The organism is Vibrio tapetis subsp. tapetis, from assembly GCF_900233005.1.
Taxonomy (GTDB): domain Bacteria; phylum Pseudomonadota; class Gammaproteobacteria; order Enterobacterales; family Vibrionaceae; genus Vibrio; species Vibrio tapetis.
In genome coordinates, this window is sequence record NZ_LT960612.1 from 36,462 (window position 1) to 57,995 (window position 21,534).

Consider the following 21,534-nt stretch of genomic DNA (forward strand, 5'->3'; position numbering starts at 1 on the left):
ACTGCTCACAAAAATATCACCAAATCTAGAACTCTGGACACTTCCAACCCGGATCAGGATACGTGGTCCATGATTTATCAAGCAGCACTGCCGTCCTTGTTTCTTTAACACCCTGATCGCCCTTTTGATCATCGAGTAATAAACTGATCAGATACAACCCTAACGCAGAACGATCTTGACCGGCCGTATTTACAGCAACCGCTTCAATAATAAATTCAATCCCAATTGACAATGTCTCTTTATCTTTAAAATACATAATCGTCACCTCCATTCACTGTATAAACATACAGCAAAATACAGCGTTTGAGTTCATATTTACACAAATTGAGACATTGCTCCCATTGACTGCGTCAGTACCCGCTCGACTCATCGATAAAATCGTTTCCTAATGGGAGGTCTCCTGTCGCCGTATAGCAACAATGTCTTCTTTCGGTTTTCTTTTTTGATAACTCAGTATCATCAACCTGTCTCTCTGTGAGTGATCTTCAATCGACTTGAGCCAATAGACAACTTGTGATGATGCCGTAACCAAAGAGCCCTTTTCACTCACGTCATTTATTCTAAGCCAAGGTCGATCTCACGACGTTTCGAGAATTTCTTCAGTCCAATTAAGAAATCCACACATTGTGCTGCCAATAAAGCTCTAACAGTTTGCTCCTCAAGGGAAAGAAGCTTTTGACACAACCTTGTTTTGTTCGATAGGCAGATCAATGCAGTAAAGCGCTTTGGGGGCAGTTATCTGATGGACAGCATAATTACCACGACGCTCAGGCCCATTACGCTTGCTCACAGATAAGGCGGACTTTACCCACTCAAACAAATAGACGTAACGGCTGACGGTCTGTCGACACAGATTCGCTGTACGTGCCACTGCGTTAATCGTCAGTGTCTGTTTCTTGCGTAATAGTGACTGGCAAGCGCCGATAATTCGGCGAGTGGTCTTCGCCCTCCGAAGGTTATGAGTTCGTCTGGCCGCTCTTCGCTGCCTTTCCTGTAAACTTAATCCCCCGTCCAACTTCATCACTCCTCGCCGACAGTCAGACCGAGCGAAATAGTTATCCCAGGTCCAACGAGAAACACTTTTTACAACCGCCAAGATCTCGCTACACGCCAGTGGTGGTTTATCTACAATGTTATTATTTTTGTAACAAGCAAAGCTCTCTACACGGCGTTTAAAGTTTGCGTAGCTGCCCTTTTCTCTTTCTTCGTTGACGATGTCGTACGCGTATCGGCGAGTGTGTTCAAACAAAGTACAATTCCGAGAATAAGACACATCGAGATCTTGGCGAAGCCACGGTCTCTCGGCCTCCAATTCAAGCGAATCGGCCAACTCATTGAGTTCATAAACACTGCGGTGAAGCTCGGTCGTCTGCCAGAAAGGATGGAAGGGCGTTTTGGCTACCGGGCCTGAATAACTTAAGTCTGCCTCCAGCCTCAATGCCAACGCGCGATAAATCGCTTTAAGATACTGAATGGGTTTAGAGCGACCCCGATCGCTGGTACAAACAGGCACAATGGCATAAAAAAGGTGGGCTTTATTGCTGGCACGATCACGAACAATCAGGTTGGGTGGTGGCAACCCTTCATCTTGCCAAATATATGGGTTGGGGAAAGGTCGGTGTTCATGGTCAATGTCAAACACCATCCAAGCCTGCATCTCTTTACGATTGACCTGCATATACGGCCATTTTACTGCATAGTTTCGTGGCCTGATTAACATCGCGGTTTTATTGTCGCTGCATCTTGCCAAATAAGGCGCTTCCTCGATCAATCGACTCAGTGATGAAACAGACGAAGGCACAACATGCTGTAAAAGAGCGGTCATCGCCTTACCCTCGAACCATCTTGTTTATGCTCACGTCTAGAGAAACGAAAATCAATGCCTGTTCCAGAGCATTTAGGATCGCAACAACGTAAACGCTATTGGCTGTCCTAAGTAAGTGTTTTGAAGGATGCAACAACTTCGTTCCCTCAACGCAATTTTGCTTATCCGTTCCTATCACACCGCTTTTTAGATGGAAACCTAATGCGTGGTTTCGCTTTTCTATAGCAAGCGTGAAGACCACGTAGAGACTATCTTGAATGGCCTTTCGGAGCGCGTTTGTAAACACATGATTATTCATAAGGGTTACCTGGTCTAAAGAGGACTGTCCTTTTTGGAGTAACCAATGGCGTTACTCAGGCTGAAGACAAAACGTTAAAGCCAACGTTGCTTGATTTTGCCAACCTTCTTCTCTAGGGCGCATAAACGAATTCGAAGCCTTACTCGCTTAAAGCCATCGGTCGAACGCCTTAATTGATACGTTAACCTCTTCCGCTCAGCCCTGAGCATGCAGAGTTGACGGTTACATAGCCTCTGTCGAATTCGTCTTATATATAAAAGGCCTCTTCGCTTATCTTCCTCACTCAAGACACAACCGGAACCATCCGGGCATGGCCGATGACACTCATGAACAAACATCACGCCTCCGGACTTATCAGAGAAACTAATGCGCCGCTGCCGACCGCTTCCCTATCTGATGTTATAAACATCGAGGCCCCTCGATTAAGTTTTTCGAGGCTTTTGATGAGCCGTACATGGTTGCTGATATTGGCGTGGGCAGTCTGAACAATCTGATATTTCTCAGCTCGAGTAAGCCGGTGTTTTCCAGCAGACTCCAAGACCATTCGAGACAACTCCCCCGAATGGATGGCGTTCTCTAGTGCGCATTTAACCAGCGTGTCTTCCACGGTGTTGGCCGGTATGTGAGCCGTAAGCACTTCTAATCCGAGTAGCAGACTATTCAAAACGGTGTGATTGTCACTCGCTTTAGTGAGCGTCACGAGTTCAACGCAATTAAGAACATGAGGCTGTTCTGGATTGAGCTTATTGCGCAGCATTGTGGGATTGATGCCTATTTTCTCTGCGAGACTGGTCATGTTCTCAGAGCTCGCAAAGCCGCAACAAGCCTCATTAAAGGCCAATTGTTTTGTGCGATAAAATTCGCCTATTGAGTCAATGTCATCCATAACGAATACTCAGTTGAAAAAAACGGTACAAAAGCGTAGCCCCAACCAAAAACATTGAGCCATAGCGGGCAATACTCTTTGGTGGGAATGAAAGATGAGAAACACATGGTCTACCCCATCTTTTCCATCGTTTCACGAGTCGCCATTTCAACTAAGGCGATCATGTTGATGAGAGGGGTTTCTTTTTGCTTTTCTTTCGTTTTGATAGGAAGTTTGCCGTCTGCGACCCAATCCATAATGGTGCGTTTAGGCATGCCAGAAAACTGTGAATACTGCTCGTAAGTCATAAAAGGGGTATTTATTACTACTTGGTAAGAAAGCATGGTGGTATCCTTGTAAGCTATTGAATGTTTATATAAGTGGTCAGAAGTTACAGCTCGCTGACTACGCTTTAGCAACTAGTATTGATCGCATATGCCAACAAATCAAGATAGACTATCCGCTTTTGAGTATTTTTGTGGGAAAGACTTTGTTCAAAGGTTAAGTGAAGTAACAGAGTCAAAGAGCCAGAGAGTACTTTCTGAAAAGCTTGGTATCCCAACCTCCACCATATCTACATGGGTGAAGCGCGGACTAACACCTCATGAAATCGCAGTAAGAGTACACTTGCATACTGGCGTATCATTAAAGTGGCTTCTCTTAGGCCAAGGCGACGCATTTCCGAATAGAAGTTCTCATAAGCATGAGTCAAAACGTCTAGAAACCAAATTTTTATTCGACGTAGAATCTTTTTATTTAAAGAAAGGCAAGTTGCAAGGACTAAGAACAATCACCTTCGATAAGTCTTTGCTTGATGAAGTCGATGTAATGAACGCGATGGCTATCAAAGATGGTGATACTACCTATGTAATCGATAAAGAAGTTCACCAAGCAATAAGTGGAACTTACCTAGTTGACATGGACGGCCTACTCTCTCTAAATGACATCCAACGTTTACCGGGCAAGAAGTTAGCGATCAGCTTTAATGGCTCTACGTTGACGGTTGACGAAGATGATGTGAGGGTTGTGGGTAGAGTTGCGTTGGTGATGGAGAAGAAGTGATGGGCCTAAGAGCTACTTTGGCTACACTTTACCTACTGATGCTTGACTTGGAGAGTGTCGATTTTCACAACAGTTATGGCCGTAACAGAGGCTTTATCATTACTCAATAATTATCTGTAAACTATAACCCTCCCTACACTTGAGAACATAGAATTTAGAACCAGAGCAATGCTATCATTCGTTAAATCACCACATAGCCGATACGATGATGTGATGTTTGATATCTTTTTATCTACTGCCTACTTTGAACAATTGGCAAAATCAGAACTTGAAAACTATCAATCAAAGTCCGATGCAAAGAGTGATTTTTCAGATCTATTCTTCGATAAAGTAATCGATTACTACATGTGACATCTAATTCAGAAAAGCTCAAAGGTGATGCAAAACCCAAAGTGAATACCACTACCACGACAAATTATGCTCGCAGCCCAGAAGTCAAAGCTTGGGCTCTAAATCGTGCTAACGGCGTCTGTGAGTATTGTGACAATCCAGCTCCGTTTGAAACCGAAGAAGATAGACCTTTTCTAGAAGTTCACCATATCGTTCCACTCGTAGATGGCGGTGCTAACACCGTGGAAAACTGTGCTGATATCTGTCCAAACTGCCATAGAATGCTGCATTTTGGTAGAGGTCGTGAAGATAAAGCAAATTGGCTACTAACTAACAAAGAAAACCATAAAGTTTACAACAAAGTTTCGACGCTAAATACATCTAATTATTTTGCATGTCGTACCAGATCGGTTAATATCGTTGCATATTGTAATTTCCAAGCGTTTTGCTATGTCTAAAGAACTAATTGAGCTGTTATCCCAACGAAACCTAAATTCCTTCCAAAATTATATAGGGCAAATTCGTTTTCCTTTTTTTAAAAAACTTAAAAAAAATTCGGAAATAAACTTTTCCTACCCTTTTACTGTATTGGTTGGGCCTAACGGTTCAGGTAAGTCATCAACTTTACAGGCTCTCTATGGTTGCCCAGCAAAATATAATGTCGCTCATTATTGGTTTTCTACAGCAATAGACCCCATCAAAGAAAGTGGTGATGAGGCTCATAGGTATATTTATAAATATAAGCCCGCTCGTTACCCAGATGAAATCGAAGTAGTCCAACTAAGGCGGAAACGTGATAATGATCCTGACTACTGGGAATCAGCTAGACCACGGAGATCTGATGGCATGGATTCAATGCCTGTTTATCAGGAAAAACACGCACACCTGAGAAAAAAGACCCGTTGGAAAAAAATGGTTAAGAATGTCGTATACATTGACTTTCGAGCAGAGCTGAGTGCTTTTGATAAGTTTTTCTATTTTGGTACATTCACAAAAACTGACAACATAGAGTCTCCTCAAGATTTTCTTCGCCATCGCTCTGAGAAATTAAAAAAACATATGGACAGTTTCAATGGGACTCCATTATATTGGCATTCTCGTGTCACTGAATCTATCGATGAATTAACCGAGAAAGAACTAAACTGGACTAATCGCATACTTGGTAAACACTACGTCAGTGCTAAAATTATTACTCACAACTTTTTCAACAATGATGGATATTCAATTATCTTTGCCAATAATGATGATGAATATAGTGAAGCTGTCGCTGGTAGTGGTGAAGTATCCGTTGTTAACTGCGTAGTGAAAGTATTGAGAGCTCCTGCGCAATCACTAATTCTTTTAGACGAGCCTGAAGTTTCTTTGCACCCTGGCGCGCAAACTGAGCTTAGAACACTTCTGCTTACAGCCATCCAAAATAATGGTTGCCAAGTAGTCATGTCTACTCATTCTGAGCACTTTGTTCAGAGTTTACCTAACAACGCTGTGAAGCTATACCAATATGAAGAGACTACAGATTCATACTCGATACTTAATGATTGCTCACCTGAGCAAGCATTTATCCGCCTTGGTTCTTCTCTACACAACTCAAGTAAAAAGAAAGTTTATGTCGAAGATGAACTAGCCAAAAGTCTACTAATAGAAGCGATTACCGAGATCGATGAAGAGTCTCTCAGTTCATTTGAAATTGTTCCATACCCAGGCGGTGCATGTACTATGCTGAATAATCTTCTGATACATTTCGCTGCTTCTGAGGCTAGCACTAATGATATCGTGTTATTAGATGGAGACATGCGCAAATCGGTACATGAAACGCAAGCAGAGCTCTATCGAAACGGATTAGACAGTGGCACGCTTGAAATCAAGCGTTATAGCGCTGACATTCCAGAATCTTTATATAATGACTTGGATGATATTTTAAATACCCAAGTGGGTATAGATGGAGATTCATTCAAACTACCGCTCAATGGTGGTAATGCAGCCAATGATGAACAGGCGATTCAGTTTAAACTTAAAATTCTCGATATGTATCATGAAAAATTCAATTTCATGAATGTCGACACACCAGAAGAGTTTATCTGGAAGATGGCCAAGAATGATAATATTGGATTAATGAACATTGAAAGTATAAAAAACACTTTTAGTCAGCCAAAGTATAAAGATAGATTTGTCGACTTAACAGAATCATTGCATGGTGGGGAAAGGAGACTGTCTCAATTTCTGTGTAATTGCCTAAACTAAGCCTTAAAGGCTAAGGATAGGCAATATGAACAAGAAAGAGCTTGAAGCTTTCGCCAAGGAAGCAGCAAAAGGAATTAAAACCCCTGAGGACTTAACTGAGTTCAGCCAAATGCTGAAAAAAATTACGGTTGAGGCCGCACTCAATGCGGAAATGGATGAGCATCTTGGCTATGAAAAACACCAACCCTCTAGATCGAATAATAGCCGCAATGGAAAGAGTAGCAAACGCGTAAAAACCGAAGATGGCGAGTTTGAACTCGATACACCTCGGGATCGCCTTGGCTCGTTTGACCCCAAGCTAGTCAAAAAACACCAATCACGATTTACCTCTATGGATGACAAAATCTTGTGGCTCTACGCCCAAGGAATGAGTACGCGCGACATCGTAAACGCTTTCGATGAGTGGTACGGTGCGGAGATATCACCCAGCCTCGTATCGCGCGTCACAAATGCGGTGATAGAAGAAATAGTGGAGTGGCAATCAAGGCCACTCGATGCCATTTATCCTATCGTTTATCTCGATTGTATTGTGGTCAAGATCCGTCAAGACAAGCGTATCATCAATAAGTCGATTTTCCTTGCTTTAGGTATTAACACCGATGGTCAGAAAGAGCTAATGGGCATGTGGATAGCCGAAAACGAGGGGGCTAAGTTTTGGCTGAGTGTTCTAACTGAACTCAATCAACGTGGTGTTGAAGATATCCTTATTGCGTGTGTAGATGGATTGAAGGGCTTTCCTGACGCTATCAATACTGTCTTCCCCCAAACGCATATTCAGCTTTGTATCGTCCATATGGTGCGGAACTCATTGAAGTATGTGTCTTGGAAAGACTATAAGGCGGTGACTGCCGACCTGAAACGAGTGTATCGCTCTACTACAGAAGATGAGGCTCTACTCGAACTGGAGCGCTTTGGCGAAGTCTGGGATGGGCAATATCCGCAAATATCTAAGTCCTGGCGCAATCACTGGCAGAACCTCAACACGCTCTTCAACTACCCAGAAGATATCCGTAGAGCCATCTACACAACCAATGCTATTGAGTCTCTCAATAGCGTGATCCGTAAAGCACTAAAAAAGCGGAAGATCTTCCCTAACGATGAGGCCGCAACCAAAATGGTGTACTTAGCAATCAAAGACGCCAGCAAGAAATGGACGATGCCCATTCAAAACTGGCGTCAGGCTATGAGTCGGTTTATTATCGAGTTCGAGGAACGTCTCGATAAACACGTTAACTAAATGGCAGTTACACAGAATCTGTTACAGCCTCGGGGAAAGCGACTCTCGGAGAATATTCGATACTCAAATGATGTTCTTGCATACGAGAGATACGGAACACCCAGAGTGGATTAAGTTCAAAGAAATTGTCCAAGACCTTCTATCCTTACAACCTATCTCCTCTTAAAAGTATAAAAACCTACCTTACGGTAGGTTTTTTAGTATTGAGTCTATTAAAATAGTTCCTAGCAATGGTGGTACTGCATTCCCTATTTGGCGAGCTTGCTCTGTAGAACTACCCCAGAAATCAAACCAGTCAGGAAATGTTTGGAAACGTGCTGCATGTCTTAATGTCATGCCATGGTCCTTCCACGGGTGAACAAACCGCCCTTTCGAAGGGTTATGGCAACCAGTTGTTATGGTATTGCTTGGTAAGTGAATAAGAATTCGCCCGTAAACATCTTTATGACCTTTGTAACCATTAGAGTGACACTTTAGCCGATGCTTCTCTCCAGCGTCCTCTCTACTACCATTCAGCGGTGTGTCTACAAATCTTTCTATCATCATTTCAGATGGGTTCATCTTCGTATCACAAGGGTCTTTCTCTTTAAATGGACTGCCAAACTTTAAAGAGTCTAATAACTCAGACGTTTGCTCATATGAAAGCTTCTTTTTATCTCTGAAATAATCGATCCAGTACTTTTCGTAGAGTTCTGTTGGGACTTTTTCAAATACACTAGATGCGGTTTCCCAATGAGGTTGATCTGATGAACTAGGTGAAAAATGTTTAGGGTTTGGTGGAAAATCAACGTCCTCACAATCCAAATCTTTTCTCAGGCCATAAATAAATACACGCTTTCGATTCTGCGGTACACCATAGTCTTTCGCGTTCACAATATCGCAAAACTTAATTACGTACCCAGCATTCTCAGCAAGTGAAATGAACTTATCTAAAAAGTCTTTATGGCGCTTCCACAATAGGCCTGCAACATTCTCTACCAGGAAAGCTTTAGGATTAAACTCGTTAACGAATTCGAAGTATCTAAGCAACAGAGTGTTACGAGGATCATTCACACCAGCATTATTAATACGATGAGTGGAGAAGCCTTGGCATGGAGGGCCACCGAGGATAAGATCTAATTCTCCTTTCTTAAGCTTCAAGCTACTTCTTAGCTCTGAAGGTTCGACATTGTTAATATCGCCATCGTCTTCACCAGCTCGTAAGTCTACTTTGAGCTGACGTGTATTTATAAAATTTTCTTTATAAGTATTAGCTGCTGCTTTATCAAACTCGATAGCTGCGAGCACATCCACCCCTGCATCAATTGAAGAGAGTGTGAAACCACCGGCGCCGGCAAACAAATCTATCGCTTTTACTGTCATTAAAAATACTCAAAAAAACTTAGCTGACACATTTTACCGACTTACTAATAAATTACCATTATTACAGGAGCCAACCGGTGACAAAACATACGGAGATCCGCTTCTGATTCAGCGATAAACTTTATCCAAATTTTTCAGCTCCACTCCAAACAAAACACCTAAAAAAGCCCAAACACATTATTTTTCCCATCTTGTTCAAGGCCTTTGATCTGATGGTGCTTTGGTTCCCCACCAAACAATAAAATGTACAACTTCCGATCTTGATACGTACCCACTACATAGTGGTCTTTCTGTATCACATACTCAATAGTTTCAGCTTCCTCATCGGTACACAGGAACTTAATATCGACAAGCTTCACCCACTTCAAGCCGATCACATTTTCAGCTTCTATGAAACCACCAAATGGCGCCGTAAACCGATTACCTAGTTTCAAAAGCGCATCAATTACCCCTTGGTTCTTCTTACTTACCCCTATTGGACCGTCACTGTTAATTTTGAAATGGCTATAGCCAGCGGTCACATGAATTGATTGATACATAGCAAAAACCTATTAACTTTCTTAGCACTTTGAGAGAGGTGTCTAACCTGTGCCTTTTGTCCGATATAAAACATTGCTCTACATTTTAGCTCGACTTACACTGTGTTTATATACAGCTATTTTAGGCTTTATTATGTCTATCCGCAATTTAAAAGATCACTCTACCAAACCTTGGATCTGCGAGTGTTACCCAAACGGGCGAGCGGGAAAGCGTGTTCGTAAGAAGTTTGCGACTAAGGGCGAAGCCAAGGCTTTTGAGCTTCACACAATGAAAGAGATTGACGATAAGCCCTGGATGGGAGACAAGCCAGATCACCGTAGGCTTTCTCAACTTATTGATCTTTGGTACTCCCACTATGGTGCAACCCTTGCCAATGGCAGTGTCATTCATAGTAAGTTTCTAAGAATGGCTAACGCGATGGGTAACCCTGTAGCGACCGTTTTCGTTGCAAAAACATACTCTGAATTCAGAAGTAACCGAATGAGTGGGCGAATTAGCTTTGTTGATGCGCGCTGGCAAAAAGGGTCTCCTAGTATCGCAACGCTAAATTCAGAACTCGCGCGTTTCAAGGCGATGTTTGTTAAATTGAAGGAAATTGGAGAGTGGAAAGGATCGAATCCTTTAGAAGAAGTTAAGCCATTTAAAGATCACGAACGTACCATGTCTTTCCTTCATAAAGAGCATATTACTTTATTGCTTGAACACGTGTCTAAACACAACCGAGCAGATATGCAGAGTATAGTGAAGCTATGTCTTGCCACTGGGGCTCGCTGGAATGAAGCAGCTCAGCTGAAAGGCTCTCAGTTAAGCAAATATAAAGTTACGTTCACCAACACCAAGACTAAGAAGAATCGCTCTGTACCCATCTCAGAGGGACTTTATAACGAGATATACAAACCAACCTCAGGGAAGCTCTTTGAAGAATGCTATACACCTTTCTGCTACATATTGAAGAATAAACTGGGCATCACCCTACCCTCAGGGCAAGCCTCCCACGTTTTGCGTCATTCGTTCGCAAGTCACTTCATGATGAATGGCGGCAATATTTTAGTGCTAAGGGACATTCTAGACCACGCCGATATAAGTATGACAATGCGCTATGCCCACTTCGCACCAGATCACCTATCTGAAGCAATTCTCCATAACCCTCTTTCAAACCTGTAACCTGCCGCCACAAATTTTTTGCTCGGCTGTCGCCACTTTGTCGCCACTTGCCAAATTTCAGGTAAAAAAAGAGCCACTCTAAAGTGGCTCAATTCCTAAAATTTTAAACAATCGTTTTAAACGTTATTCTTTACCGAATACGTTGTTCTCTTGCTCTTGTACACGGATGAAGGTCGTACGCTTAGTTAGCTCTTTAAGCTTTGCAGCGCCTACGTATGTACACGTTGAACGTACGCCGCCAAGGATGTCTGAAATAGTGTCGTGCACGCTACCACGGAATGGCAGTAACACTGTTTTACCTTCAGCTGCACGGTACTTCGCTACGCCTCCAGAGTGTTTCGCCATCGCGCTTTCTGAAGACATGCCGTAGAACTTCATGAAGCTTTTGCCATCTTGTACAACGACTTCACCGCCTGACTCTTCATGACCCGCTAACATACCGCCCAGCATCACGAAGTCTGCACCGCCGCCAAACGCTTTCGATACATCACCAGCACATGAACAACCGCTATCACCAATGATCATACCACCAAGACCGTGCGCGGCATCTGCACACTCAATGATGGCAGAAAGTTGCGGGTAACCAACACCCGTTTTCACACGAGTGGTACACACCGAGCCTGGCCCAATGCCCACTTTCACAATGTCGGCACCAGCTAAGATAAGCTCTTCACACATATCACCAGTGACTACGTTACCAGCAGAAATGGTTTTGGTTGGGAACTCTGCGCGTACTTTTTCAACGTACTCGACCAAATGTTCTGAATAGCCATTAGCAATATCGATACAAATAAATGCTAATTCATCACTAAATGCCATGATTTTTTGCAGTTTTTCGAAATCTGCATCTGAGGTACCTGAAGAAACAAAGACGTTACGAATGGTTTCTTGCTTCGCATTTTTAACGAACTCTCCCCATTGCTCTACACTATAGTGCTTATGGATAGCACTCATCACGCCGTGATCAGCTAGCGCAGCCGCCATTTCGAAAGTTGCCACTGAATCCATATTCGCTGCGATAACAGGAACGCCAGACCATTGACGACCGCTGTGCTTGAATGTAAACTCGCGGGTTAAATTTACTTGAGAACGGCTTTTTAGAGTTGAACGTTTCGGGCGAAATAGTACATCTTTAAAACCTAACTTGAGTTCTTGTTCGATACGCATGGTATGCAATTTCCTTTATTCACTAGATTGCGTGCCCTAGAAAGCGACTGGCAGGTCTACTTCTAGCGTAATTTTACTTTGGCAAAAGTAAGATCACGATTTTCGGACACAAAAAAACCGGAGCGTTGGCAGACGCTCCGGTTTTCAGCATTATAGGCACTAAAAATTTCTAAGCAAGACTGATATTTGCAATTTTTTTGTGATACCTTTGAACAGATTACAAGTTCGAAAAGTTACTTATAACCGTCTTCCTATTATAGCCCCCACCGAACTCTTAAAATTTGTTATCTATCCCCATAAAAACAATAGATTACAGGTATAAACATCACCCTTCGTTCGTTCGTCTAACACCCAACTCGCCCGTATTAGATTGGCTCAATGGCAGCACAGCCTAAACTCCATCAGGTCAATCTATAAGCAAACGATTGGTTTTGTGATCTAATGCTACTTTTTTTAGCACCAATATCACGCAAAAAACCACCGCGTTTTACTCATTACTTCGCTTTTTTTATTAAGTAATGTCGCATGAGCCACCAATTCGTTCAGCGTTCTTCTTTTTGTGCGGTTCATTGGAAATTCTCATGTGAGTACATTTCCAGCCCACCCATCACGCATATGTATAATAAAAAACAGATCATTAGCTGCATTTAATCAACTTGTTAGCTATGTTTGTACTATTGGTAAAAAATGGGAAGGGAATCCGATGAAAACCAAACTTACGCTCATCGCAACAGCAACCGTATTATTGTCACCGCTTTGTTTTGCCGACTCTGGCCCATATTTGAGCGCTGGGTTTACGGAGATTCATGACGGAGACAGTAAACAACCCGCCGCTACAGCGACGCTCGGCTATAGTCACCCAGTTTCGCCATTCATCTTCGCAGATGTAAGCTACACAACAACCCTCTCTGGCGGCGCCACCTTTGATAACGCTGATGGAAGCAGCACTGTACTTAAGTACAACACCTATAATGTAGGCCTAAAACTCGAGCAAGATTTAGGAGGCTTTGTCATTGTCAATGGGCGAGCAGGAGGGAGTTATAGCCAGCTAGAAAAAACAACTATTACGACATCTTCACAGGATACCAACACAGATTCGAGCTTTAGACCTTATGCCAGCATCGGCGCGGATATTCCCTCCCCAGTTCAGGAAAATTTGCGACTGAAAGCAGACGTTATTTACCAGCAATTAGCGGTCGGTTATTACACCATAAATTATGTTTTAGGTGCCAGCCTTCTGTTCTAGAGTTTCGATAGAACGCCTTAAACTTTTCGTCATCCTTCCTTTTGTTGCGTTTTCGATCTCCAAAAAAAAGCGTAGCAAGTGTATTCCTGGCTACGCTACTGAATCAAGACAATAATCACATAGTTCAAACCTATGATTACTCGGCTTCTCCGGCAATTACCGCTTCCGCTGTTGCATCTTGTATAGACAAGAACAGTGACTTAATCTCTCCTGTTGGCGTTAGCATTGGGTTTAAAGAGACATTCTGGTACATAAAACTTGCTTGTTGAGTAATAGGACGAACGTTTCTGCACTTAAATAAATACGGTCTTTGACGCCAAGTAATAAAGCTACGGCACCCTAAGCCATACACCGGCTTTGCCTTAACAATAAACCATTCTTGAGGGATCTCTGGGAAGACTTCGAATAAGGACTTACCCATCACTTCATGGCTCTGCTTGCCACTATGATGGGTCATAAAGCCATTCCAAACTTGGATATTGTAATCACGGTCTAACACCACTAAACCCAAGTCTACGTTTTGCACCATGTCCACCATCCAGTGGAATTGTTCGAATTCAGCAGGCATATTCAACATTAGAATTCGTCCTCCATAAGGTACGCTAACTTGTTGTCCAGTAGTGGAAGCGACTCATCAACAAACATGAATAAGAGATCACACTTAATGCTTGTGCCATCAATATGATAACTCACCTCAAATGTCATCGTTTTTTGGAATGAACCAGAGGTCGATTGAATAACAGAATCAATAGGGATGTGCTGACCGAGAAGTACCGGGGAGCTTTGGAAAAAGCGAACTTCACATTGTTCCCCTAGCCCATTAAGGAATGAACCGACTAAAATATTCGACACGTCCATAAGAAGTTCAAGCTCTTCATGGCGAGCATTTTCTTCTGTCACTTTCATGAACTTGTGTAAATCCGTTACCGACGAATCACTTAGCAACACAAGAGCCTCGCCAGCAATACCTTCGCCACTGAACCCCTGACACACTCCAGATACCTGGTCGTTGTCTGCTAAGTCACGTAACGCCATGTGCAGTTCGCTGACTTCAAAGATATTCACATTAGGTAACGGAAGGTGAACAAAAACATCAAAATGTCGGGCTAGCGCGTCGGCTGCACGACCGATAGCGACATTGGCCACCTCCATATAGATATCTCTGCGCTTTAATATAGGCAGCTCGACACTTGAAGGCGTGTATAACGTCGGCTGAGTTGCCGGTTCTATGAGGTCTCGCAGTACTTGCTTAAGAATCTCTTTATCGATCGGCTTTTGAATGAATGCCTTGGCACCCAATTCCATCACTTTTTGCTTTGCTTTAGGCTGAATATCACCAGAAACAACCACGACGTTGATATCTATGCCGCGCTTTTTAATTTCCTCTAGTGTTCCATAACCATCGAGCTCGGGCATCGTTAAGTCAAGAAACATGAGTTTAAATGATTGCTGAGCAAGTTGCTCGAGCGCATCCAATCCATGGACAGCAAAGGTGATGTCTGCGCCGATCGAAGCTGGCAAAGATCTTGCCATTTGCTTTCGAGCCAAAGCGGAGTCATCACATATTAAAACGGGAAGAGACATTTATTCACCATAAACCAGATGGGGTTAACAATTACGTCATGGGATGATGAAAGTATTTAAAAGAATTAGAAAAGTTAAGTTCACCATACCTTAATATACAATATAGGAGAAAAATCGACATAGGAATGGCAATATCGAGCAGTTGCTTAATTAGTGAGCTATTTAAGGACAAATAAAACCGTTACGGCCAAAAGATTAATCCTGCGATGCGAATGATCACCGCAAAAACCAATAGGGCTATTCCAAGGCGGTACCACTTGAACTCTGATATCGACATAGGGATCCGTTTATAAAACATAGTTATAACCCCCTTCCAATCTTGGCTTCGACGCCCATATTGAAATACGCCCATAGTAACAAGCAAAATACCCGTTAAAAGCATGCTCTTTTCTATCCAAAAAACCGCGACTTCCATGCCTATTCCTTACTTTGATGAGGTAAGTTCAGTCTACTTCGTTAGGCGGTGTTTTTCAGTTATACCTTGGTCGTAGATAAACAGACCGATTTGTATATCTACTTGAAGTAAGTCGTCCGCCATTTGGGACATAACCTCGGAGCATACTCATATGAAACACTTGCGCGTTTTTTGCCTAGATACCAAGTAACGACTAAAAGTTTATCGACACGTACAAAAAAGCCTTCGACTTCGAAGGCTTTTTTTAAATTCAATCAATGGGGATTTATACGTTAGCTTCAACAAGCTTTTTTGGTTTCTCTGTTTTCGCGTCACGATAAGCAAACCACAGGTAGCTAATAACCAATGAGAAAAACAGGTAAGCGAGAGCAAATACAAGGGGTGACGTGATAATCTCGGCTTGAATACCAACCATAACGCCAATGACTGTAATTGCTAATTTTGAAAGTAATCCACAGAGCAACAACAATGTCGCGAGCAATGGGAAGCGTGAGCTTCTAAACGCAAACCAATAGCAACTACCCACAGCCAACGCTGAGACAGATAGACCTAACAAAAAAGAATTAATGTGGTCAGATGAAGCCACACCTGCCGATATTGAAGCAATGATTATCAGTAATAATTTCATAGTAGCGCCTCACTAAAACTCAAAGAAAAGCATCCTTTCAAATTTGAAAACTCAGATTCCACGCCATTATGCGTATTTTACGACCACTTTCAAGCTCAAATTTTATACACAAAACGTTACTATTTATAACTAGTTACAGTTTTTACAAGTTAATTACATTCACTTACAGTCATTGCTTAGATATTCCTTTTATAACAACAAGTTCGGCTTGGCAATAATGACAGTTAACATATTATTAACGAATAAATTTATTTTCAGATATTTTTACTAATGTGATGAGCATCAACATGCTCATCAACCTCGCCATTCTTTCGCAAATCAAGGTTACAGTATTAGTTATTGATGCTAATAACAATAATATTAGATACCCAATAGATTAGATGTAATACCTACAAAGTAACAACGGCAATACACGCTGGGTTGTATATTTACTTTCAGCCCTTACCAATTAGTTACATTTAGTTACAAATATAATTGAAAATGAGATTTCCATCACATAACAATTGGATATAATCCGCGCGACATTTTTTATTGTTTTTGTTGATGAAAGACAAATAAATTTGAATACCCCTAATTTTAACTCCCGTCAGGGAACACACTGAGATCAATAATGAATAAGATTGATAAAGCTATGCGAATTCTGCTTGCAGGATTTTGTATCAACCTTTGTTTAGGTATTTTGTACGCATGGAGCGTATTCAACAAAGCACTCGTAAGTGACTTAGGTTGGAGCGCATCAGACGCATCTCAGCCATACGCGGTAGCAACTATCACCTTCTCAGTGTGTCTTCTTATTGCTGGTATTCTTCAAGACCGTATGGGTCCTCGCAAAATTTTGATCTTGGGTACGTCTCTTACAGGTTTAGGCATGATCGCTTCTAGCTTTGCTGATTCAGTATTAATGCTAAACCTTACTTTCGGCGTAATGACTGGTGCAGGTATTGGCTTCGGCTACGCTTGTTTGTCTCCAGCAGCAATGAAGTGGTTCCACGTATCTAAGAAAGGCCTTGTAAATGGTCTTATCGCGGCAGGTTTCGGTTTGGCTGCCGTTTACTTAGCGCCACTAACTTCGACACTGATCGCGACTTACGGTATTAACCATAGCTTCATGATGCTAGGTATCGGCGTTCTTGTTATTGCAGTACCACTAGCTTGTACTATCAATAACCCACCTTCAGATTACACACCTGAAGAACCAAAAGTGAAAGAAGGTCAAACTAAACCAGTAACCGTTAAGCCTGCAGACGTCACTTGGCGTAACATGCTTAAAACGCCGCAATTCTACTCTCTTTGGGTAATGTACGCGTTTGCTGCTTCTGCTGGTCTTATGATCATCGGTAACATCACTAACATTGCTAGTATGCAAGCAAACCTACCTAATGCAGTTTACCTTGCTTCAATCCTTGCAATCTTTAATTCAGGTGGCCGTGTTGCTGCAGGTATCCTATCGGACAAGATCGGTGGCGTTCGCACTCTGCTTCTAGCGTTCGTATTACAAGGCGTAAATATGGTGCTGTTTGCAACCTTTACGTCAGAGTTCACGCTGATCATCGGTACTGCAATGGCAGCACTTGGTTACGGTACGCTATTGGCGGTATTCCCGTCGATCACGGCAGAATACTACGGCCTGAAAAACTACGGTACTAACTATGGTGTGCTTTACACATCTTGGGGTATCGGCGGCGCTATCGGTGCGGCTGTGGTTGGCTATTCTATGACTCAAGGTGGTGGCTACAATCTTGCGTACACCATCTCTGCAGTGATGATGGGTGTGTGTATTGTGCTTGCACTGGTGACTAAGCCTATCTCTCAAGAAAAAACAGCAGAACTTAAAGCGACTGCTTAATCTTCTTCCGTAAAAATTACGTTTAAAAGCTCGCTTATCTAGCGAGCTTTTTTATTTGCCCTTAATTTTATGTTTTGCTCTAGATACTCCTCCCTCCAAGCTCAGTCACGTTTAAGATAAAAAGAACTTTCCATTAATTTTCTCGACCATCAAAAAATATTAACTCTGAACCAAATAACGTTAAGTTATTGGATCAATTCGCTATCCGAAGATGCAGCAAAGCAATTTGGAAGTTAAGCGATGAGGTTCATCGATAGTGTCATCAAGATCGCCCTATCGAATACGGTTTACTTGACTATAATCGATTTGAGAACCGTTAGGGTTTGTCCATTTTCCGAGAGCATCGCTGAATTGGAGGGTTAACAATGGCTATTCGAGATAAAATTGAAGATCTTGAACAACAAATCTATGTCGCATGTTCAGAAGGAGACTACGACCAAATGGATATGCTGGAAAACCAGCTCGATCTGCTTAAATCACGGGCAGACTTAGATGTTGATGAAGACGAGTTGGACTTTATCGGCTCACGCCACCAAAAGGAACGATAGACCTTTTACCATAATAGACGCAATAACATCGGCCTTGATTCACGAGACTGTGACTCAAGGCCGTTAGACGATTGGCCACCATAATCACTCTAATCAGGCTCTCCGCCCCTAGATGATCCGATGCCCAGTTACCGATATTCAGTTTATTAAGCATCTCGAGTGACAAACTTTCGTAACTCTTGACCAGACAGTTCTAGAACCCGTTTAATGGTTGGGCTAAGCTGCGAAAATTTAGACAGTGGGTCTGCATCTTTTTCTACCTCGTGGCACATATCATGAAGCGGTTGTAACGCCATGCTCCCTGCAGAACCTTTCAGTTTGTGAACCAGTGATTTAATCAATTGATGCTCATTTGATTGCTGGGCTTGCTCTAACTCTATCCATATTTGATGACTTGACTCGACAAACAGCTCGACTAAATTTTTCATCTTAGTTTCACCTAACACATCTAAGTCTTGTTCTAATACGTTCAGATTCACAAGCTCGTGATCTTTCACCATTGCAGGGCTTTCGGCCGTTGCGGATAACGGATTAAGTTTAACTTGTTCCCTGCCGCCAGTGCCATTACACAGAGTTTTAATGATGAGATCCCTTAAGGCGTCTTTAACAATCGGTTTTGGTAAGAATCCATCAAAACCGGCGGCAAGGTACTCGGCAATATCTTCATTAAATACGTGAGCAGAAACCGCAATCATAGGCGTTGTCGCTGAAGGCTCGTCACTTACATCCGCTTCTATGCTCTTTAAGCGCTGTACCAACTCGGTGCCAGTACAATCAGGTAGATTAATATCGAGTAAGGCTAAGTCATAATCATGCTCATTGAACATTGCTTCAGCCGCTTGCCCTGTCATTACCGTCGTAACCGTATGCCCTAAACTTTGTAAAAAACCCTCAGCTACCACGCAATTCACGGGGTTATCCTCAACTAACAAGACATGTGCCGCAACGTTGATACCAGACTCTTCGTCAAAGCAACGATTTACTGATGAATGTAAAGACTCAAAATGGCAAAGTTCATACTCTTCAGCAGTGCCCACTTCCATTGGCACCGTAAACCAGCATCGACTGCCTTCTCCAAGTAACGATTCAACCCCTATCCGCCCCTGCATCGCGCTGACCAAGCGCTTACAAATCGCCAAGCCTAACCCGGTGCCACCCGTGACTTTCTCTCCACTACTGGCTTGAGTAAATGCATCAAACAAATGAAGCTGTTCGGTTTCTGAAACGCCCAAACCCGTATCGCTCACATCAAAACACAAGGTGCTGCTGTCATTTGGAGCAACACTGACATAAACATCAACGTCACCCTGCTCTGTAAATTTGATTGCATTGCCAACTAAATTCGTTAGCACCTGGCATAGACGGGTCTTATCACCAACCCAATATTGCCCTACATCCGATTCAATGTGAGTGTATAGGCTCAATCGTTTTTCATTTGACCGGCTCAAGAGTAACTGTTGTACATCGTTAACCAACATATGCAGATCAAACGGTGCGTTGGTTATTTTCAAGTGACCCGCTTCTATCTTGGAATAATCTAAGACATCATTAATAATCGACAATAAATTGGTTCCGCTGCGGTCAATTATATCTACATACTGCGACTGGTTCGTGTTTAAATTCGTATCTTTTAGTAGTGTTGCTGTGCCTAAAACACCATTTAGCGGAGTGCGTATTTCATGGCTTATCGTCGCCAAGAAAGAAGACTTTGCTCTATTGGCTTGTTCTGCATCTCTGCGTGCTTTAGCATGATTGAGCACCTCATTATTTAGCTTATTGTTACTCGCCTGCAGCTGCTCGGTTCGCTCACTGACCACTTCTTCCAAATGTTCTTTATATTCTTCTAGCTCTAACTTAGACGCCGACTCTCGCTCTGCTAGTACTTTTAATGACCGTGCAGTATCTCTCGCATTCAAAATGGCGTGTCCCATGCCCGCCATTTCGTCATTACCTTTGATGGTGACGTCGATATCTAGCTGCCCTTTGGCCACAGAGCGTAACGCAGATGAGTATTCGCTCAATCGAATCACCACAGACTGATATACGACCCGCCAAACAATCAGTACGACTCCGGCTAACCCTACGATCGAAATAAAAATCAGTGTCCATTGTGCGTAATTGAGTGTCTTTGAAACTTGCTCTATCGCTTGCGCTGTACTTTGATTTGATATATCAATTAGCTGACTCACGATCTGATTGAGTTCGGTAAAGTTATCTAGTGTTTTTACATTGAGTTCAGATGCAAGTTGGGTATTTTTATGCCGTTGCATCAACCATTCAAACACAATTTCATGTTTACGAAGCTCTGAAATAATCGTTCCCATTTTAACCGACCGTGACGGGTCTTCTACCGACTTAACTCGACGAGACATGATCGTTAGATTACTTTCATATTGCTCTCTCAATAGCAGTAGACGATCAAAGTCAGTAACGGTTTTGACCTCTTCAATTTGAGTCAATAATCGAAATGCCAATAAATGCAATTCGTGGAGCCTCTCTGACAGGTCGAGGTCTACTTCAACTAGGCTATCTAGCGCTCGATAAACGGCATCTTTATTGTCGACGTCAAGTAAATCATAGATATGTGCAACATTCGCTACGGCGACCGTACTGGTATTAAGCACTTGAGTACGCGTGAGGCTTTCAAGCTCGTTAGCTTGGACTTGCATTTGTATTACCGCAGCTTCTATCTCTGAATTAAGCAGCAATCGCTTCTCTACCGACAAACCTAACTCTGCAAAGTTATCAATGATTTTTTGAACGTTAATTTCTAACTTTTGTAGCAAAGAGCCGTCAAACGAACCTGAACCAAATGAGCTTGAACCAAGTGATCGAATATGATCAAGAAGGCGATTCAACTGATTAAATAACACCGAACCCGCTTGCTTGCGCTCCGCATCATCTTTAGCGTTGGTCAGCTGTTGAGAAGAGTTAATAATACGCGAGCTTAGTTCTGACACCTGCCTCGCTTCAAGCATTGAAGGGATTGCGTCATTCACCACACGCTTTTCTGTTTGAGCAACAAAGGAAAAACCTGATATACCAATGATAGAAGCAGTGATCATCAAGACTGTGATAGCTAAAAATGAATAAAGTAGCTTGCTTCCAATGCTTCGTGGCGAAATGCCCATGCATGTCCTCTTTATAAAAATTGATACCACTTAAACAATAGTGAT

Annotated in this window: 22 protein-coding genes and 1 pseudogene; 10 read left to right on the forward strand and 13 right to left on the reverse strand. The window is 42.5% G+C overall.

Annotation, left to right across the window (positions count from 1 at the left end):
• Positions 1-25: 25 nt before the first annotated feature.
• The 5 genes from VTAP4600_RS17355 to VTAP4600_RS17375 all read right to left on the reverse strand — a co-directional run bounded on the left by VTAP4600_RS17355 (position 26) and on the right by VTAP4600_RS17375 (position 3,332).
• On the reverse strand, positions 26-256 hold the full coding sequence (locus tag VTAP4600_RS17355) for a hypothetical protein (RefSeq protein WP_102524071.1): 231 nt from the start codon (positions 254-256) through the stop codon (positions 26-28).
• A 402-nt stretch (positions 257-658) separates the two neighbouring features.
• Entirely contained in the window at positions 659-1,825 is a 1,167-nt protein-coding gene (locus VTAP4600_RS17360; RefSeq protein WP_102524072.1) for a replication initiation protein, read from the reverse strand.
• 4 nt (positions 1,826-1,829) lie between these two features.
• Complete coding sequence (locus VTAP4600_RS17365) at positions 1,830-2,123, reverse strand: hypothetical protein (protein WP_102524073.1); 294 nt, start codon at positions 2,121-2,123, stop codon at positions 1,830-1,832.
• Between the two features lie 337 nt (positions 2,124-2,460).
• On the reverse strand, positions 2,461-3,009 hold the full coding sequence (locus tag VTAP4600_RS17370; RefSeq protein ID WP_102524074.1) for a phage regulatory CII family protein: 549 nt from the start codon (positions 3,007-3,009) through the stop codon (positions 2,461-2,463).
• Between the two features lie 110 nt (positions 3,010-3,119).
• Entirely contained in the window at positions 3,120-3,332 is a 213-nt protein-coding gene (locus VTAP4600_RS17375) for a hypothetical protein (protein ID WP_102524075.1), read from the reverse strand.
• 91 nt (positions 3,333-3,423) lie between these two features.
• Between VTAP4600_RS17375 and VTAP4600_RS17380 the strand changes: the two genes are divergently transcribed.
• The 5 genes from VTAP4600_RS17380 (at position 3,424) to VTAP4600_RS17400 (ending at position 7,858) form a co-directional block, all read left to right on the forward strand.
• Complete coding sequence (locus tag VTAP4600_RS17380) at positions 3,424-4,050, forward strand: phage repressor protein CI (protein ID WP_102524076.1); 627 nt, start codon at positions 3,424-3,426, stop codon at positions 4,048-4,050.
• Between the two features lie 168 nt (positions 4,051-4,218).
• Positions 4,219-4,401 (forward strand): hypothetical protein, encoded by a 183-nt coding sequence (locus VTAP4600_RS17385; protein WP_102524077.1) that lies wholly within the window; start codon positions 4,219-4,221, stop codon positions 4,399-4,401.
• Complete coding sequence (locus VTAP4600_RS17390; protein ID WP_102524078.1) at positions 4,398-4,838, forward strand: HNH endonuclease; 441 nt, start codon at positions 4,398-4,400, stop codon at positions 4,836-4,838. Before VTAP4600_RS17385 ends, VTAP4600_RS17390 begins: the two co-directional genes overlap by 4 nt.
• A complete protein-coding gene (locus VTAP4600_RS17395; RefSeq protein ID WP_102524079.1) occupies positions 4,831-6,621 on the forward strand; it encodes an ATP-binding protein in 1,791 nt (596 codons plus the stop codon). The genes VTAP4600_RS17390 and VTAP4600_RS17395 overlap by 8 nt, the downstream gene beginning before the upstream one ends.
• Positions 6,622-6,646: 25 nt before the next feature.
• Positions 6,647-7,858 (forward strand): IS256 family transposase, encoded by a 1,212-nt coding sequence (locus tag VTAP4600_RS17400; protein ID WP_102521929.1) that lies wholly within the window; start codon positions 6,647-6,649, stop codon positions 7,856-7,858.
• A gap of 183 nt (positions 7,859-8,041) precedes the next feature.
• On the opposite strand, the gene VTAP4600_RS17405 is transcribed toward VTAP4600_RS17400, so the two are convergent.
• Positions 8,042-9,220: a DNA cytosine methyltransferase gene (locus VTAP4600_RS17405; protein WP_102524080.1), complete on the reverse strand. Its 1,179-nt coding sequence runs from the start codon at positions 9,218-9,220 to the stop codon at positions 8,042-8,044.
• A gap of 158 nt (positions 9,221-9,378) precedes the next feature.
• Positions 9,379-9,759 carry a hypothetical protein gene (locus VTAP4600_RS17410; RefSeq protein ID WP_102524081.1) on the reverse strand — a complete coding sequence of 127 codons (381 nt, stop codon included), beginning with the start codon at positions 9,757-9,759 and terminating at the stop codon, positions 9,379-9,381.
• Between the two features lie 133 nt (positions 9,760-9,892).
• Here VTAP4600_RS17410 and VTAP4600_RS17415 point away from each other — a divergent pair, with 133 nt between their 5' ends.
• Positions 9,893-10,924 (forward strand): phage integrase, encoded by a 1,032-nt coding sequence (locus VTAP4600_RS17415; RefSeq protein WP_102524082.1) that lies wholly within the window; start codon positions 9,893-9,895, stop codon positions 10,922-10,924.
• Between the two features lie 123 nt (positions 10,925-11,047).
• Here the strand turns inward: VTAP4600_RS17415 and VTAP4600_RS17420 are convergent, their stop codons facing one another.
• Complete coding sequence (locus tag VTAP4600_RS17420; protein ID WP_102524083.1) at positions 11,048-12,091, reverse strand: GMP reductase; 1,044 nt, start codon at positions 12,089-12,091, stop codon at positions 11,048-11,050.
• 703 nt (positions 12,092-12,794) lie between these two features.
• Between VTAP4600_RS17420 and VTAP4600_RS17425 the strand changes: the two genes are divergently transcribed.
• Complete coding sequence (locus VTAP4600_RS17425; protein ID WP_102524084.1) at positions 12,795-13,337, forward strand: hypothetical protein; 543 nt, start codon at positions 12,795-12,797, stop codon at positions 13,335-13,337.
• 136 nt (positions 13,338-13,473) lie between these two features.
• Here the strand turns inward: VTAP4600_RS17425 and VTAP4600_RS17430 are convergent, their stop codons facing one another.
• From VTAP4600_RS17430 to VTAP4600_RS17445, 4 genes are all read right to left on the reverse strand, one after another.
• The gene (locus tag VTAP4600_RS17430) at positions 13,474-13,914 is read right to left on the reverse strand and encodes a PAS domain-containing protein (RefSeq protein WP_102524085.1); all 441 of its coding nucleotides are present in this window, start codon (positions 13,912-13,914) and stop codon (positions 13,474-13,476) included.
• Complete coding sequence (locus VTAP4600_RS17435; RefSeq protein ID WP_102524086.1) at positions 13,914-14,921, reverse strand: response regulator; 1,008 nt, start codon at positions 14,919-14,921, stop codon at positions 13,914-13,916. Before VTAP4600_RS17435 ends, VTAP4600_RS17430 begins: the two co-directional genes overlap by 1 nt.
• 181 nt (positions 14,922-15,102) lie before the next feature.
• Positions 15,103-15,336 carry a hypothetical protein gene (locus VTAP4600_RS17440; RefSeq protein ID WP_102524087.1) on the reverse strand — a complete coding sequence of 78 codons (234 nt, stop codon included), beginning with the start codon at positions 15,334-15,336 and terminating at the stop codon, positions 15,103-15,105.
• Between the two features lie 265 nt (positions 15,337-15,601).
• Positions 15,602-15,964, reverse strand: coding sequence for an NADH:ubiquinone oxidoreductase (locus VTAP4600_RS17445; protein WP_102524088.1), 363 nt, complete (start codon positions 15,962-15,964; stop codon positions 15,602-15,604).
• A 610-nt stretch (positions 15,965-16,574) separates the two neighbouring features.
• Here VTAP4600_RS17445 and VTAP4600_RS17450 point away from each other — a divergent pair.
• The 3 genes and pseudogenes from VTAP4600_RS17450 (at position 16,575) to VTAP4600_RS17455 (ending at position 18,358) form a co-directional block, all read left to right on the forward strand.
• Entirely contained in the window at positions 16,575-17,810 is a 1,236-nt protein-coding gene (locus VTAP4600_RS17450) for an L-lactate MFS transporter (RefSeq protein WP_102524089.1), read from the forward strand.
• 152 nt (positions 17,811-17,962) lie between these two features.
• Positions 17,963-18,130, forward strand: a pseudogene (locus VTAP4600_RS26380) (fatty acid cis/trans isomerase); the annotation flags it as partial.
• 45 nt (positions 18,131-18,175) lie between these two features.
• Positions 18,176-18,358, forward strand: a complete 183-nt coding sequence (locus VTAP4600_RS17455) for a hypothetical protein (RefSeq protein ID WP_102524090.1) — start codon at positions 18,176-18,178, stop codon at positions 18,356-18,358.
• 146 nt (positions 18,359-18,504) lie between these two features.
• On the opposite strand, the gene torS is transcribed toward VTAP4600_RS17455, so the two are convergent.
• A complete protein-coding gene (torS, locus tag VTAP4600_RS17460; RefSeq protein ID WP_102524091.1) occupies positions 18,505-21,489 on the reverse strand; it encodes a TMAO reductase system sensor histidine kinase/response regulator TorS in 2,985 nt (994 codons plus the stop codon).
• Positions 21,490-21,534: the final 45 nt, after the last annotated feature.

Bases quoted from the DNA above. Each gene is read 5' to 3' on its own strand.
- VTAP4600_RS17455 (WP_102524090.1), top strand. From the start codon at position 18,176: ATGGCTATTCGAGATAAAATTGAAGATCTTGAACAACAAATCTATGTC.
- VTAP4600_RS17445 (WP_102524088.1), bottom strand. From the start codon at position 15,964: ATGAAATTATTACTGATAATCATTGCTTCAATATCGGCAGGTGTGGCT.
- VTAP4600_RS17440 (WP_102524087.1), bottom strand. From the start codon at position 15,336: ATGGAAGTCGCGGTTTTTTGGATAGAAAAGAGCATGCTTTTAACGGGT.
- VTAP4600_RS17450 (WP_102524089.1), top strand. From the start codon at position 16,575: ATGAATAAGATTGATAAAGCTATGCGAATTCTGCTTGCAGGATTTTGT.
- VTAP4600_RS17435 (WP_102524086.1), bottom strand. From the start codon at position 14,921: ATGTCTCTTCCCGTTTTAATATGTGATGACTCCGCTTTGGCTCGAAAG.
- VTAP4600_RS17365 (WP_102524073.1), bottom strand. From the start codon at position 2,123: ATGAATAATCATGTGTTTACAAACGCGCTCCGAAAGGCCATTCAAGAT.
- VTAP4600_RS17410 (WP_102524081.1), bottom strand. From the start codon at position 9,759: ATGTATCAATCAATTCATGTGACCGCTGGCTATAGCCATTTCAAAATT.
- VTAP4600_RS17405 (WP_102524080.1), bottom strand. From the start codon at position 9,220: ATGACAGTAAAAGCGATAGATTTGTTTGCCGGCGCCGGTGGTTTCACA.
- VTAP4600_RS17375 (WP_102524075.1), bottom strand. From the start codon at position 3,332: ATGCTTTCTTACCAAGTAGTAATAAATACCCCTTTTATGACTTACGAG.
- VTAP4600_RS17395 (WP_102524079.1), top strand. From the start codon at position 4,831: ATGTCTAAAGAACTAATTGAGCTGTTATCCCAACGAAACCTAAATTCC.
- VTAP4600_RS17380 (WP_102524076.1), top strand. From the start codon at position 3,424: ATGCCAACAAATCAAGATAGACTATCCGCTTTTGAGTATTTTTGTGGG.
- torS (WP_102524091.1), bottom strand. From the start codon at position 21,489: ATGGGCATTTCGCCACGAAGCATTGGAAGCAAGCTACTTTATTCATTT.
- VTAP4600_RS17355 (WP_102524071.1), bottom strand. From the start codon at position 256: ATGTATTTTAAAGATAAAGAGACATTGTCAATTGGGATTGAATTTATT.
- VTAP4600_RS17400 (WP_102521929.1), top strand. From the start codon at position 6,647: ATGAACAAGAAAGAGCTTGAAGCTTTCGCCAAGGAAGCAGCAAAAGGA.
- VTAP4600_RS17425 (WP_102524084.1), top strand. From the start codon at position 12,795: ATGAAAACCAAACTTACGCTCATCGCAACAGCAACCGTATTATTGTCA.
- VTAP4600_RS17360 (WP_102524072.1), bottom strand. From the start codon at position 1,825: ATGACCGCTCTTTTACAGCATGTTGTGCCTTCGTCTGTTTCATCACTG.
- VTAP4600_RS17370 (WP_102524074.1), bottom strand. From the start codon at position 3,009: ATGGATGACATTGACTCAATAGGCGAATTTTATCGCACAAAACAATTG.
- VTAP4600_RS17415 (WP_102524082.1), top strand. From the start codon at position 9,893: ATGTCTATCCGCAATTTAAAAGATCACTCTACCAAACCTTGGATCTGC.
- VTAP4600_RS17420 (WP_102524083.1), bottom strand. From the start codon at position 12,091: ATGCGTATCGAACAAGAACTCAAGTTAGGTTTTAAAGATGTACTATTT.
- VTAP4600_RS17430 (WP_102524085.1), bottom strand. From the start codon at position 13,914: ATGTTGAATATGCCTGCTGAATTCGAACAATTCCACTGGATGGTGGAC.
- VTAP4600_RS17385 (WP_102524077.1), top strand. From the start codon at position 4,219: ATGCTATCATTCGTTAAATCACCACATAGCCGATACGATGATGTGATG.